Genomic DNA, 11,307 nt, shown 5'->3' with positions numbered 1-11,307 from the left:
AGGTAATCCCACACCGTGGCCGGGTCGTAATCCCGTTGGATGCCGGCCAGTTCGGCGACGATGTAGGCGCGGCGGCGGTAGTCGAGTTCGTCGTGCCCGGCAACTGGTACTGGTAGCTCCGACATCGGGCAGTGTGGTGTGCCGTGCAGCCGGAACCTGCCGCTTTTGACGGGTGCTGTCGCGCCGCAGCGCGGACATATTGAAGTCACCGCCGTTTCCTTCCGTGAATGGGGTTGGCGCCGCGCCGCAGGAGGTGCCGGTCGTAGGTGGATGTGCCGCCCCAGATGCCGGTTTCGTTGTGCTCCACCGCGTGGGCGAGGCATTCGGCGCGCACAGGGCAGTCGATGCAGATGCGTTTCGCTTCGTTGTGTTGCAGCCCGTCGTCGGCGTCGAAGATGTGAGGGTCGACTGTTTTGCAGATTGCCTGGTCTGCCCAGCCGTCTGGGTCGGGGAAGTTGAACCGGCCAAGGATGCTCACGTGCGCCCCACCTCGACAAAGCAGCCGCAGCCGCCCCAGTCGAGTTCATCGAACAGTGACGGATCGGACTCTTGACGCTGGCGAAACTCTCGCAAGGTCAACGGTGTCGATGCGCCGCCCGCGCGGTCCCGTAGAATCGAGACATCTTTACCGAGATGGTCGCGGAGCTTCTGCTCCTGCCCTTCGTGGTAGAGATAGCGTTCGCGGTTCTCGTTAAGTAGGAGCCGGAACTGCGCCTGGCCCGCCCTGACGCAAAAGCCGCCGCAGTTGCCGTGCGGATAGGGAAGCGCGTACATTCTCGGCGGCTCGACGCCCCATTCGCGGCAGTCGGCGAGCATTTGCCGCTTATCTATATATGGCGGGTCGCACAGTGGTGCTTGCGCCACCCACGGCTCGTATGCCCGCTCAATGGCGGGTAGCCGATGAGACTCTGACCAGTCGATGCCGACGTAGACGATGGCGGCGTCCGGTGCGGTGTTGGCGTGCAGCCACTCATGGCATGGGCGTTGCTTCAGGAACTTTGAGCAGTTACTGGTGTAGATGTTGTCCTCTAACGCAAAAGCATGTTCGCCAGGGACAACCGCACACATGACCTCACCTCGCCGACCGGGCGACACGGAGTCGACCTCCCATTCAGCCGACCTCTTAGACTTGGGTGCGGCGATGAAATGTTCGCGGTGAGCGGGGATGATGAAAAAGTCCTCCCGCAAAGTGGCTAGGACAAATGTGAGGTTGTGCAGCGGGGTGTCGGTATCGCCGAACCCCTTGCGCATCACTGTGTGGATTGGTGAGGTTCCGATGCCGATACGCGCACACACATCTTTGACGACTTCGAGGCTCTCGCGCGATGCGGAGTGCAGGATGGCTGATCCATTTTTCGACATGGAACCGTCGGCGGCGAAATAACCCGACAACCATCCGTACAAATATGAGGTGGATTCGTTCAATGCCGGGGCCAGCTTCCAGGTACGCGGAAGGTCCAATACGTAAATGACTCCGCGACCATCGACAATGGTTCGACAGGAGGCAAAGTAGGGCAACAGTGCAGCATCCTTTTCACCGCAGAGAAATGCGCGGGCCGGAACTCCTGGCGTCTTGCTGCATGTCCCGTCGCCGTACGTGAATCCGGCAGCAACTCCGACTGGCGATGGTTTCATTGTGCCGCAGAGGTTCCCGTAGACATTAAGAATGCGGTCGCCGGGTCGCAGCCCCGATGTCTCCTTCCATACCCTGCCGCCGTCCCTTGCGTGTGCGCGCACTGGCCATGAGTGTTCTGCGGTGACTTCGATCGTTTTGGTGTCGCCATACCTCTTCAGTCGCAACTCGCATAGCTGTTGCTCCCCAAACGACTTAACATCAGCCGCTCTCCATCCTCTGCCGGTGAGAACCCGAACCGGCTGGCCCACTACTTCGCGGAAAGACTTGATTCCTGAATCTGTGATGAAACGGGTCTCTGGCGCAAAGCAGTTCGCCAGCCGTGAGTTGCCAAGGAAGTGGTCGTCGTGGAATACCTGCCAGATGCTGCGGCCTTCCTTGAGCCATACCAGTTCTGCGCCGAGTTTGTCGGATGACTCGCGGATGAAACGGTAGGTGTCCTCGTCTTCGCCAAGGTGCGGATTGTCGTTGTCGCCCTTCACGTCAGCGAACAGCAGGATGGTGTTGTCGGCGCCGTATGCGTCGACAACGTGTTTCGCTGTCGACCAGGAGCCGATGCCACCGGAGTACATGACGACGTGTTTCACGCTTCGTCCACCTGCTCTAGGTCGCGGAGCCGTTCCAGTTCCCCGAACAGCCCCTGAAGGACAGTGCTGAACTGCGCCCCGTTGGTGGCGGCGTCCAAATGTTCAGCTAGAGTGCGCGGTTCGCTCACGACACCTCCCATAGCAGGTAGACGGATAGGCCGGTCAGGGTGGAGACGAGGAGCACCAGAACCACGCCGCCCATCAGTCGACGTAGACGACTAGAGGGGCACCGGAACTGTTGAGCCCGTAGCACCGTTTCGCTTCGACCCACACTGTGGTGTAGGTCGAGTCGCATTGCATCGTGTACATCTGTCCCGTTACCGGGGAGTGGGCGAAGATCGTGCGGCCTGGCTGGGAGTACCAGGCTTGGCGCACGCTGTCGGCGAACGCGCAGGAGGTGTCTGGGGTTGCGACTCCTGCGCGTCCTGACGGGCACACCGTGAAGTAGATGTCGGCGTCAGCGCGGGCGGCGAAACCTATGGAGGTGCCGATGATGATGGATGCGAGCATCAGCCACAGGACGGGAACCAGTTTCTCGCTCATGGGATGATCCGCGCGAACTGTGCGATGCCCCGGTCAATTTGGGCGAGCTTGCGTTCCATGCGCCACATGTCGATGCGCCACCACCACGGCAGCGGTTTGCGTGTGATCTCTGCCGCGACTGCACCCCGGTCGCGATTGGGGCCGTATCCTTGGGTTGACATCGGAAAACATTCCTTTCTGTGTCGTGGTGCCGTCCCGAATGCGCGGGGCGGCACCGTCTTTTATGTGTTGTCGGGGTGGTCGTCGGGAACAGGTAGCGGCCCGGGTTGCAGGGTGGGCAGGTCGCACCAGCGGCGGGCGTGCTGCGCCAGTCGCCAGTCGGACAGTGACCCCGCCGAGGGAGCCGCCACGGGGGGATGCGGCGGCTCAACCTCAGCGGGGGGTTCGAGAACTTCGTACTCGGCCTCTTCGTCGGCCAGCGCGTCAGCAGCGGCGAGGACAGCGGCGTCGTAATCGCGGCCACGTACCACGTCCACCGCCTGCCACGGGATGAACTCGGCGATCAGGTAGCCGAGGCTGCGCAGGGATTGGCGAAGGGTCATCGTGACCTCCACCACGCCAGTAGCGCGCCAGCCACCACGCCGAGCAGGTAGACGGCGAGAATCGCGGTCACCATCCGGCCTTCTTCCACCGCGCCTGATCCAATTGCAGGTTCAGCGACCGGATCTCTTCGGACTGCGCCCTTGCCAGCGCCCGCAGTTCATCGACCCGGGCACGCAACTCGGCCCGGTCGTCCATGTCGGGGCAGTCGTCGTAATGCCGCCCCAGCCAACGGTTCAGCGCGGCGTAATCAGCCAACGTGTCGAACGTGCCGAACTCGAACCGTGACCCGCACGGGCATCGGTACTCACCCACCGCGGCCTTGAACGCCGCATACATGGCGTCGAGGTCCAGCTCGGCCTTGCTGATCGCGGTCACGACGCGGCCTCGCGGTGCGCGGTCAACGCTTTGCGGTACGCGGCCAACGCGACACCAGCCACCATTGAGGGCGTACACCCATTCAGGCCGCGGCCAGGATCAGCGTCGAACCACTCCGACACCGCCCGATACGCAGCAACAGTTGCCGCGAAATCGGCGGCGTGCCCCGGGGCCGGAGCATCCTCGACAGCCCCGGGGCCGACCTCTCCTACGCTTGCGTCGTCAACTACGCACGAAGGAGAAGAATCATGGAGATCGGCGCCTCGACGCACACCGTCTACTACGCAGGTGTGAAGTTCCACGTGGCCCATGAGCAGGCGGTAGGCGTCGCGCAGGCGATGGCCAATGCCCGGACGGGGGCGGTGGAGTTCGTCAGCCTGCCCTCGACTAATGCCGACACCGGCGAGACAGTCGCACACCACCTGCTGATCGGGCCGGGCACACCCTGCCTGATCGAAGGCCCGCCACTGCTTCACGAACTCGTCATGTGAGAGGTAGGCGGGGATGTTCGTCACGCCGCGCGGCGTCTCGGACTGGCGTGCGAGTTCCTCGCGCACGATCTCGCGGATGCGGGACTCGCGGATGCGGGACTCGGGTGCGGGCGTGCTCCAAGTGCCTGGCGCGGTCATGCGACAGCCTCCGCGCCCACGATGAGGCGGGAGAGCGGGACGTTGAGTTCGTCGGCGGTCACGCGCTCGGCGAGCTTCCCGGCGAGGTCGGCTTCGAAAACCGGCCCCCAGTCCAACTCAACGTCCGCCTGAGCTATGCCCGTGCTGTTGACGGGGTAGGGGGCGGTCATGCGGACTGTCCCGGCTCGAACGAGCGCGACTTCATCCAGGCGTCAACATCGTCAGCCGTGAGCCGATACCCGCGCTTACCGACCGGATAAGCAAGCAGCTCGCCCCTGGTTACGGCCTGCCGGATCGTCCACTCCGAAACCGTCGCGTACTCCGCAGCATCAGGAACCCGCAACCAAGTGGTCATGAGGCACCGCCGTTGAGCAGCGTCAGCGCCGAATCGGCCACCACGTTCGCGTAGTGCCGAGCCCACACGGAATCGAACAGTCCGCGGTCACTTTCGGTGTAGGCGTAGACCTCGCGGATCGTGCCGTTCGGCAGCTCCTGACGGAACCGCTGGGGTTCACGGTCGTGCTCAACGATGTAGCGGGCCTTGAGCCGCTTCCCGAATCCTGACGCCTTCGCCGTCACGAGCGTCTTGTCCAACCCCTTGGCCGCGAGGTAGTCCGAGACATATAGAGGCGCCGTCGCCGGATCAAGCTCGGGCGCCTCGCCCATCGCGCGGGCCAGGATCAGGCGGCCCTTCGCTTCTAGGTGCTTCGGGTCGACGATGCCCTTGAGCGCCTTGAGGACCGCCGCCTGGGCTTGAGCCTGTCGGCTGATCGCGTCGAGCTGGTCCGTGGTCGCGCGCGGGTTGATCGCGCCGCCTTCATGGAAGTAGGCGTCGAGCGCGTCAGCCGCCTCAGACTGGAAGGCTTCGATGATCGGGCGGGCCTCAGCGGACTTGATCCGGCGGGTTTCGATGGTGGCGAGCCACATTGTGAAGGTGCGGCGGTCGACCATCGCCATCTCGCGGGACTTGCCGTCTGCGGCAACCGTCCCTATGACACGAACAGTTGCCCATGACGTGCGGTTGAGACGCTCGTACTGGCCGCTGTAGTTGATGCCCATCGCGTCACAGGCGTGGCGCAGCGACACCATCGACTTGCCGTCGATGAGCGTCGCCATGATCTGCCGGTCAGTACCGGGAACGGCCACCGGAACGAGGGCAGCGGTCATGCGGGGATGCCTTCGACGCCGAGGATCAGGTAGGACAGCGAAACGTTGAGTTCAGCGGCGATGCGGTCTAGCTCGTCCACGTTGAAAGGGATTCGCCCGGACAGTCGGCGGGCCATCGCGGCCTGCGACCAATCCAGTGACTTAGAGAGGCTAGAGCCGGATCGCTGCTGTCGCGCTAGCTCCGCTCTGACGTTGGCTGCGATACGTTCGGCAGCAGTAACATTCGGCACACGTTTGTTGTAGTCGGTCAGCGACTACTACGCAACCCGACACGCCTCAGGTAGCGACTGCATAGCGTTGAATGGGTGCGATTTTTGACCGTTTGACCTTGCGGTTAATCGCTGAGCGCGTAATCTACGCTTTATGACAACACTCATGGTGGTGGACGGGCACCGTCCACGCGAAGATCGGACACACGCTGTTGCGCGGCGTTCGCAGCGACGCAGGACTTGTTGGCAGTGCAGACCGCGCTCGGGCATTCCAGCGTGGCGACCACGCAGCGGTACGTCCAGGTGTCGTCGGCGGCGGTGCGGAGGGTGTCCGAAGCGGCAGCTTGACCACTCTTATCTATCCGGCATAGCCACTGGTCCTAGCTTGACATACTTATTGATTATCGGCAGACCGCACCATCAGCACCACTGGTCGCAGATTTCAAGGTTCGCGCGGCAACCTTGAAAAGAGTGCCCGCGATTTCAAGCCCCCGACTAGTACCGCCTGCGTGCTTTAAAAAAGGACGCCGCCCCCGTTGTGAGCCCGAAGCTCAGACGGGGGCGGCTGTGCGCTCAATCAACCAACCTGCGCGGCTGGCGGCCCGGTCACCCGAAGCTTGAGCGTTGGGTTGTTGGCTGCTGGATTCCCAATGCAGTGGGGCGGGCCTGCATGCCCTACCGGACAGCCGCCTTGATTGTAATACGGCAGTGTGCCGGTTGGAGGAATCGAACCTCCGTAGCCAGTGGCGGGTGATTTACAGTCACCAATGTCTCCCAGGAACAACCGGCGCGGCTGGCCTGGCGGGAGTCGAACCCGCAGACGTCGGTTTTGGAGACCGGGCCGCGCCCACGCGCTCAGGCCATCGGTTCTCGCTGAGTCGGGATGCCAGGAATTGAACCTGGACCACTGGTACCCAAAACCAGCATGATGCCGTTTCACTACATCCCGTTGTCGGGGAGCGATATTCGGCGAGGCCGGGAAGGGGTGTGAGTTAGCGACCCAGCGACGGCGAATATCGCCATCGCGGGTGGGGTCGCCCAAAACTCAACATGGACAACATCGTAACACCTGGGGTACTCAAACCCGCCTGGTCAACACCTTCGCCCCAACGCAAAAAATGCCCGCCATCCGAAGATGGCGGGCAGGGGTAACGAAACTTGCAGGTTGCGCGTGAACCTATAACCAGAACGGTGCGCTGTTATAGGTTGGGGCGGTGGGGCTTCGTCGTGCGCTAGGGCCAAATCCACTCTTATAGGCGCCGTGCCCCAGGCCTACCTCGCAATTCTACCCAATTGCCAGGTAGACGAACAGCGCAGCGAAGGCAGCCGCGGTGACGATAGCCAGCACGGCAGCCCAAGCTTCAATTTCCGGGTCGCCGTGGGAGTCCTGCCGGTCAGGCACGGCGCAACCTGAACGCCCAATGCAGTGGGTCGCACCACTGCGGCGAAACATTCGCGACGTGCGAGGCGACCATAAACACGGCGAGGCGTACCAGCCAAGGGTGGCGTGCGATCCACCGGTCGGCGGCTTCGCTGAGCAGCTCGCCGTCCACGGCCCGCCACTCATAAGCAGCGATAGCGACGCCGAGTGTCAGCCACGCCCGATCCCCTGCACGCATCAGTCCTCCCCGTGGTGGGAGTAGGTTTTGTCCAGCTCATCGAGCAGGCCGGCGGTGGCCCAGCATGGTTGGTTGGGTGCGGTGAAACTCCACGGGATCGACTCAATGTTGCCGTCGTCGTTGACCCGTTCCAAACCCATCACGACGACATAGGCGGAGAGTGTCCAGCCGTCCCCGGCGTCATCAAGCACCAACTGCAGGGCGCGCTCGACTACCTGGGCCGGGGTCAACGTCATCGCGGTTAGCCGTCGTCGTCCAACAGCCCTAGTTGGCGCATGCCGCGCCGATCCCCCTCGATGCGCTCGATGCGCTCCGTTCGCATCTCCTCGCGCAAACCGTGAATATCCTTGCGGGTCTCTGCGAATCCTTCGGTCACCATGCGACCGAGCTTGTCGATGTCATCGCGCAGATTCGTCTCGTGCGCGTTGGTCACCTGATTCTCGATGCTGCCCAACGTCTTACCGTGACGGCGGGCAATGACAGTCGTCAACGTCGCCCCACCCGTGGTGATCAACGCCAAGATGACCAACGCGGCGACATCCATCCACGAATCAGGATTCCAGGGTGTCATCAGAAACGTGGCAGGCTGTTAACGATCTCCCGCGCAGCAGGACCGAACACCGGCACATCACGCAACACGTCAGTAGTGACCTGACGCACCCTGTCGAGATCGTCCTGCGCCTGCTTGGCCTGCTCCACCACAACCGGGATAGACGAAACCACAATGTCAGCAGCCGACTCGGTGGGCTTGTTCGGCGTGGCGAACACCGCCCCCGCGCCCGTCAACCCGGCAGCCATAGCGGCGAGCCACTGCCCGACATCGAGCCCCGACAAGTCCGGCCCGCCAGCGGCGGCGGTGGCGGCACCAATAGTGCCGACACCGAACGCGACAAGGGATTTAGCGATAGCTGCGGCGGTGTACTTCACTGTCCTGCTCCTTGCGCGTCGATAGCCTTACGGATGACGGTGATGATGTGTCTGGCACGGTTGACCGCCCACGGGTCAGACGACGCCGGCAGGTTGCCGGTCGCCAACTTCCCGACCAGTTCGATAGCCCACGGGTCACCCGAGAGCGCGGCCTGCTCAACCCACCCCATGTGGGCGCAGGCGTCCGCACCGAAGATGGCGTCACGCAGCGTCATCGTCTTGGTGTCGCTGGTGCGGTAGATCGAGCGTGACGCCGACAGTTCGGTGGACATCAGCAGTTCCTCCAATTCCCCGGTCGGGCCAGAAGTGAGCGCCATCAGTTGATCCCCGAGCGCCGAAGCCCGGTCGTAGCGTGCCTGCCGATCCGCTAACCCGTTGGTGCCGCCGTTGATCCGTTTGGTGACGGTGATGAGGTCGCGCTTATCGGACAGTGTGTTGATGTCGGGGCGTGCCACCACCCAGTACCAGGCCGGTCCCAGCCCCGCGTACTCCGGTGTGGCGAGTTGGGATGGCTGCTCAACGAAGAACTCCCGCGACGGCACCAACCCCAGGCTGTGCGCCCACGCTGAGAGTTGGGTGTAGTTGTGCCGCCCGGTGACCATCATCCAGGATCGGCCCTTGAACCGCTTCCCGTCACCCGGTTTCGTGTTCCCCAAGTCGGTACGGCCTTCGTAGGCTTCACCGCTCGCGTATTCCTCGGTGGCACTGAACCCGGCTGATTCGTGCCCGATCTGGGCCAACCACATCGCGATCCGGTTCGGGTTGCTGCACTGCGAGTCACGCAGACCGGAGCGCACACCCCCGAGAATCTGCGGCGCCTTCATGGCTGACACTCCGGTGGCGCGGGCCAGCACCCCGGCAGCCGCCGGCTGAGCGGTGTTGCCGCGCCGGTAGGTGGAGAACCCGTCAGCGCGTATCTTGCGGGCAATGAAGTCAACCGTTTTCGGATGATTGAAGGTGCCGCCGCCGAGTTGGGCGTGCATCCAGTCCCGAATGCTCCAGGCGCCGCCGTTGAACACGACACCCTCGTAGAAGTCGAGCAGATCGCGGAGGTTGCCGAGTTGATTGCCGGGGAACGCCTGTTCGGCACTGATGCCTAGTCGGAATGTTTTCCCGTCCGCACCATTCCAGTTCAAATCCATGGCAGTGCCCGACAGGTGATTCGACGTGGACACTGAGTTCGTGGCCGTCCAGCATGCCGAGTCTGCGTCTCTCAAGGGTTCGACATAGGCGTGATAATCAGCAGCGAATGCCCGCAGGATAGTTAGCGGGTGGCCGTTCTGAATCTGTAGCGACACATGCTCAGCGCCAGGAACTTTCACCCATGAGCAGGAGCCGGTATCGACCATCGGCCACCCATTCTCGGAGAATGAGTGGCCGTACACCACGCGGCGGCCCATATTCAATCACCTCCCACCCGTGAACGGCGCTAACACAATCACCAGCACGGCGAACGTCACCCCGGCCACGATCAGGGACGCCGCCACCATCTGCCACAGTTTCGCGCGGTGAACGTCGAACCACGCCCAGAATCGCGGATTCACGGTAGGTTCGCGTATCGCGTGAGCCCGACTGTTTTCGCGACATGCCGCGGGTCGATCTCGTCGGGGTTGACCTTGGAGTAGTCGAGGTGCCCCGCATGTGGCAGGAATGCCCACAGTGCGGCGAGACCACCCGGACTGTTCGCCCACCTGTCCGATTCCCGTCCGATGTCGAGGACGCGGTAGCCGGTGCTGTCGGGGGTGAGGCCGCGAAGGTTGCCGCCCCACACCCACGACGGCTTACGCGCCGCATACCCGAAATAGGCACGTTCAGGGTTGCCGGTCAGCACGAACCGCAGCCTGGATCGGTCAGCGTCGGCGTACCGCCTAAGCCACTCAGACGCCACTTGCGCGCCCTGGCTGTGGGCGAACACGATCACCTCGCCGGGGGTGGCGAGTGCTTTGTAGATCGAGTTGTCCAGTTCAGCCGCCGCGTCAGGTATCGCGTTCACCGACAGGTTCGCCGCCGTTGGTACTGCGACTACTTCGCCCTGCCGTGTGGCCCAACCGCCGCACCAACGGCGCATGTCCGCGCCACCCAAAGCAGCGATGGTCAGAACGGTCACCATGTGCCGACAGCCACCCGCCGCCAGGTGTTTGATGCCACGCAGACGTAGTACCAGGACGTGTCAGCCGCCCACTCGCCAAGAACCCCCGCCGACGAGGTAGTCGATGGCACATTGACCTTCACCCCAACAGCGTTGGGACCGTAGGACATATTCAGCACAACCCATTTGGATATAGATGCTGTGTACTGCGCCTGTACGTAAATGTTCTTGTTCGCGATAGTCGCCGCCGGCAGCGTCCCCACTCTCGATACCCACGCAGAGTTCCATGTCAATGTTCGCGGCGTCCCGTCATCGACAATCATCAGCGTCAACTCCTGGCCCGATGCAGGCGTACCAGTCGGCGCGTTGATCGTCATATTCGTCGCGAGTGCTGTCACGTCCTGGCGGCGAACAGTGTCGGAATCAATCGTCAGTGACGCCGTCGAGGTCGTTGTTGCTGAGAAGTTCGTCCGATTCAACCGGAACGTCTCGGTGACATCCTCCAGAACCACACTGTCGATGTAGAACACGTCATCGGCAGGGACCGCCCCCGAAAGCGCGAACTGAAGTTTCACAAAGCAGGTATCGGCGGGTGTCGTACCGTATCCAGTGACCTCTGTCCACGCCGCCGAGCTGACGCCCGATGTCGCGTCGATAACCTTCAGTCCCGGCGAGGAGATGTCTGTGCCGTCTTCTTCGGTGGCTGTGATCCCCAGCGTCAGGTTCCCGCCACCGCTGTTGCCTGCAGCCTTGCGTAACTGGGCTTCCCATCGGAAGGTTCGTCCAGGCTGTGTCTCAACCCGCTGCGCCCATCCTGTCGCATCCCGCGTCAACTGCAGCGACTGGAACGATCCGGTCGAGGTGACCTCCCACGCATGGGTGCCGGTGTACGCCTGGTCTGTGGTGGCTTCGCCCGGTGTGGTGTCAGCGTAGGTAGATGCCGTGGCAAACGATCCCCCGACAACCATGTTCGCACCCAGTACGGG

At 62.9% G+C, this 11,307-nt stretch carries 20 protein-coding genes and 3 tRNA genes; 1 reads left to right on the top strand and 22 read right to left on the bottom strand.

All coding sequences use genetic code 11. From position 1 onward, the window contains the following. Positions 1 to 205: 205 nt before the first annotated feature. The 7 genes from ACPGXI_RS11000 to ACPGXI_RS10970 all read right to left on the bottom strand — a co-directional run bounded on the left by ACPGXI_RS11000 (position 206) and on the right by ACPGXI_RS10970 (position 3,681). Positions 206 to 478: a WhiB family transcriptional regulator gene (locus tag ACPGXI_RS11000; protein WP_526652728.1), complete on the bottom strand. Its 273-nt coding sequence runs from the start codon at positions 476 to 478 to the stop codon at positions 206 to 208. Continuing rightward, entirely contained in the window at positions 475 to 2,220 is a 1,746-nt protein-coding gene (locus ACPGXI_RS10995; RefSeq protein ID WP_526652726.1) for an LAGLIDADG family homing endonuclease, read from the bottom strand. Before ACPGXI_RS10995 ends, ACPGXI_RS11000 begins: the two co-directional genes overlap by 4 nt. Further along, positions 2,217 to 2,348, bottom strand: coding sequence for a hypothetical protein (locus ACPGXI_RS10990; protein ID WP_526652724.1), 132 nt, complete (start codon positions 2,346 to 2,348; stop codon positions 2,217 to 2,219). The genes ACPGXI_RS10995 and ACPGXI_RS10990 overlap by 4 nt, the downstream gene beginning before the upstream one ends. 73 nt (positions 2,349 to 2,421) lie before the next feature. Further along, complete coding sequence (locus tag ACPGXI_RS10985) at positions 2,422 to 2,763, bottom strand: hypothetical protein (RefSeq protein ID WP_526652722.1); 342 nt, start codon at positions 2,761 to 2,763, stop codon at positions 2,422 to 2,424. Continuing rightward, a complete protein-coding gene (locus ACPGXI_RS10980) occupies positions 2,760 to 2,924 on the bottom strand; it encodes a hypothetical protein (protein ID WP_526652720.1) in 165 nt (54 codons plus the stop codon). Before ACPGXI_RS10980 ends, ACPGXI_RS10985 begins: the two co-directional genes overlap by 4 nt. Before the next feature lie 60 nt (positions 2,925 to 2,984). Then, on the bottom strand, positions 2,985 to 3,305 hold the full coding sequence (locus ACPGXI_RS10975; RefSeq protein WP_526652718.1) for a hypothetical protein: 321 nt from the start codon (positions 3,303 to 3,305) through the stop codon (positions 2,985 to 2,987). A gap of 67 nt (positions 3,306 to 3,372) precedes the next feature. After that, positions 3,373 to 3,681, bottom strand: a complete 309-nt coding sequence (locus ACPGXI_RS10970) for a hypothetical protein (protein WP_526652716.1) — start codon at positions 3,679 to 3,681, stop codon at positions 3,373 to 3,375. Positions 3,682 to 3,929: 248 nt separating this feature from the next. Here ACPGXI_RS10970 and ACPGXI_RS10965 point away from each other — a divergent pair, with 248 nt between their 5' ends. Further along, positions 3,930 to 4,172, top strand: a complete 243-nt coding sequence (locus ACPGXI_RS10965; protein ID WP_526652714.1) for a hypothetical protein — start codon at positions 3,930 to 3,932, stop codon at positions 4,170 to 4,172. Positions 4,173 to 4,306: 134 nt separating this feature from the next. Here the strand turns inward: ACPGXI_RS10965 and ACPGXI_RS10960 are convergent, their stop codons facing one another. From ACPGXI_RS10960 to ACPGXI_RS10890, 15 genes are all read right to left on the bottom strand, one after another. Beyond that, complete coding sequence (locus ACPGXI_RS10960) at positions 4,307 to 4,480, bottom strand: hypothetical protein (protein WP_526652712.1); 174 nt, start codon at positions 4,478 to 4,480, stop codon at positions 4,307 to 4,309. Continuing rightward, positions 4,477 to 4,665 carry an excisionase family DNA-binding protein gene (locus tag ACPGXI_RS10955; protein ID WP_526652710.1) on the bottom strand — a complete coding sequence of 63 codons (189 nt, stop codon included), beginning with the start codon at positions 4,663 to 4,665 and terminating at the stop codon, positions 4,477 to 4,479. Before ACPGXI_RS10955 ends, ACPGXI_RS10960 begins: the two co-directional genes overlap by 4 nt. Continuing rightward, a complete protein-coding gene (locus ACPGXI_RS10950; protein WP_526652708.1) occupies positions 4,662 to 5,477 on the bottom strand; it encodes a phage antirepressor N-terminal domain-containing protein in 816 nt (271 codons plus the stop codon). Before ACPGXI_RS10950 ends, ACPGXI_RS10955 begins: the two co-directional genes overlap by 4 nt. Beyond that, positions 5,474 to 5,707 (bottom strand): helix-turn-helix domain-containing protein, encoded by a 234-nt coding sequence (locus tag ACPGXI_RS10945; protein ID WP_526652706.1) that lies wholly within the window; start codon positions 5,705 to 5,707, stop codon positions 5,474 to 5,476. Before ACPGXI_RS10945 ends, ACPGXI_RS10950 begins: the two co-directional genes overlap by 4 nt. A gap of 690 nt (positions 5,708 to 6,397) precedes the next feature. Then, positions 6,398 to 6,475 (bottom strand) — tRNA-Tyr (locus ACPGXI_RS10940). A gap of 4 nt (positions 6,476 to 6,479) precedes the next feature. Continuing rightward, positions 6,480 to 6,549 (bottom strand) — tRNA-Trp (locus ACPGXI_RS10935). Between the two features lie 15 nt (positions 6,550 to 6,564). Beyond that, positions 6,565 to 6,635: transfer RNA gene (locus tag ACPGXI_RS10930), tRNA-Pro, on the bottom strand. 445 nt (positions 6,636 to 7,080) lie between these two features. After that, the gene (locus ACPGXI_RS10925; protein WP_526652704.1) at positions 7,081 to 7,305 is read right to left on the bottom strand and encodes a DUF7427 family protein; all 225 of its coding nucleotides are present in this window, start codon (positions 7,303 to 7,305) and stop codon (positions 7,081 to 7,083) included. Further along, positions 7,305 to 7,541, bottom strand: coding sequence for a DUF7213 family protein (locus ACPGXI_RS10920; protein WP_526652702.1), 237 nt, complete (start codon positions 7,539 to 7,541; stop codon positions 7,305 to 7,307). Before ACPGXI_RS10920 ends, ACPGXI_RS10925 begins: the two co-directional genes overlap by 1 nt. Before the next feature lie 5 nt (positions 7,542 to 7,546). After that, positions 7,547 to 7,876, bottom strand: a complete 330-nt coding sequence (locus ACPGXI_RS10915) for a DUF2746 domain-containing protein (RefSeq protein WP_526652700.1) — start codon at positions 7,874 to 7,876, stop codon at positions 7,547 to 7,549. Beyond that, on the bottom strand, positions 7,876 to 8,232 hold the full coding sequence (locus ACPGXI_RS10910) for a hypothetical protein (protein ID WP_526652698.1): 357 nt from the start codon (positions 8,230 to 8,232) through the stop codon (positions 7,876 to 7,878). The genes ACPGXI_RS10915 and ACPGXI_RS10910 overlap by 1 nt, the downstream gene beginning before the upstream one ends. Next, positions 8,229 to 9,632: a glycoside hydrolase family 19 protein gene (locus ACPGXI_RS10905; protein WP_526652696.1), complete on the bottom strand. Its 1,404-nt coding sequence runs from the start codon at positions 9,630 to 9,632 to the stop codon at positions 8,229 to 8,231. Before ACPGXI_RS10905 ends, ACPGXI_RS10910 begins: the two co-directional genes overlap by 4 nt. A 6-nt stretch (positions 9,633 to 9,638) precedes the next feature. Beyond that, positions 9,639 to 9,776, bottom strand: a complete 138-nt coding sequence (locus ACPGXI_RS10900; RefSeq protein WP_526652694.1) for a hypothetical protein — start codon at positions 9,774 to 9,776, stop codon at positions 9,639 to 9,641. Continuing rightward, positions 9,773 to 10,342, bottom strand: a complete 570-nt coding sequence (locus tag ACPGXI_RS10895; protein ID WP_526652692.1) for a PE-PPE domain-containing protein — start codon at positions 10,340 to 10,342, stop codon at positions 9,773 to 9,775. The genes ACPGXI_RS10900 and ACPGXI_RS10895 overlap by 4 nt, the downstream gene beginning before the upstream one ends. Further along, on the bottom strand, positions 10,336 to 11,307 hold a 972-nt coding region (locus ACPGXI_RS10890; RefSeq protein WP_526652690.1), incomplete at its 5' end, for a hypothetical protein. The genes ACPGXI_RS10890 and ACPGXI_RS10895, both read right to left, overlap by 7 nt.

It is taken from the genome of Mycobacterium sp., from assembly GCF_049608025.1.
Classification (GTDB): Bacteria; Actinomycetota; Actinomycetes; order Mycobacteriales; family Mycobacteriaceae; genus Mycobacterium.
Note: the sequence above shows the minus strand (reverse complement) of the source record. Positions and strands in the feature narration are given on the sequence as shown.

Coding starts and splice junctions, on each gene's coding strand:
- ACPGXI_RS10920 (WP_526652702.1), bottom strand. CDS start 7,541: ATGACGTTGACCCCGGCCCAGGTAGTCGAGCGCGCCCTGCAGTTGGTG.
- ACPGXI_RS10960 (WP_526652712.1), bottom strand. CDS start 4,480: ATGACCGCCCCCTACCCCGTCAACAGCACGGGCATAGCTCAGGCGGAC.
- ACPGXI_RS10975 (WP_526652718.1), bottom strand. CDS start 3,305: ATGACCCTTCGCCAATCCCTGCGCAGCCTCGGCTACCTGATCGCCGAG.
- ACPGXI_RS10965 (WP_526652714.1), top strand. CDS start 3,930: ATGGAGATCGGCGCCTCGACGCACACCGTCTACTACGCAGGTGTGAAG.
- ACPGXI_RS10925 (WP_526652704.1), bottom strand. CDS start 7,305: ATGCGTGCAGGGGATCGGGCGTGGCTGACACTCGGCGTCGCTATCGCT.
- ACPGXI_RS10985 (WP_526652722.1), bottom strand. CDS start 2,763: ATGAGCGAGAAACTGGTTCCCGTCCTGTGGCTGATGCTCGCATCCATC.
- ACPGXI_RS10955 (WP_526652710.1), bottom strand. CDS start 4,665: ATGACCACTTGGTTGCGGGTTCCTGATGCTGCGGAGTACGCGACGGTT.
- ACPGXI_RS10915 (WP_526652700.1), bottom strand. CDS start 7,876: ATGACACCCTGGAATCCTGATTCGTGGATGGATGTCGCCGCGTTGGTC.
- ACPGXI_RS10980 (WP_526652720.1), bottom strand. CDS start 2,924: ATGTCAACCCAAGGATACGGCCCCAATCGCGACCGGGGTGCAGTCGCG.
- ACPGXI_RS10905 (WP_526652696.1), bottom strand. CDS start 9,632: ATGGGCCGCCGCGTGGTGTACGGCCACTCATTCTCCGAGAATGGGTGG.
- ACPGXI_RS10950 (WP_526652708.1), bottom strand. CDS start 5,477: ATGACCGCTGCCCTCGTTCCGGTGGCCGTTCCCGGTACTGACCGGCAG.
- ACPGXI_RS10895 (WP_526652692.1), bottom strand. CDS start 10,342: ATGGTGACCGTTCTGACCATCGCTGCTTTGGGTGGCGCGGACATGCGC.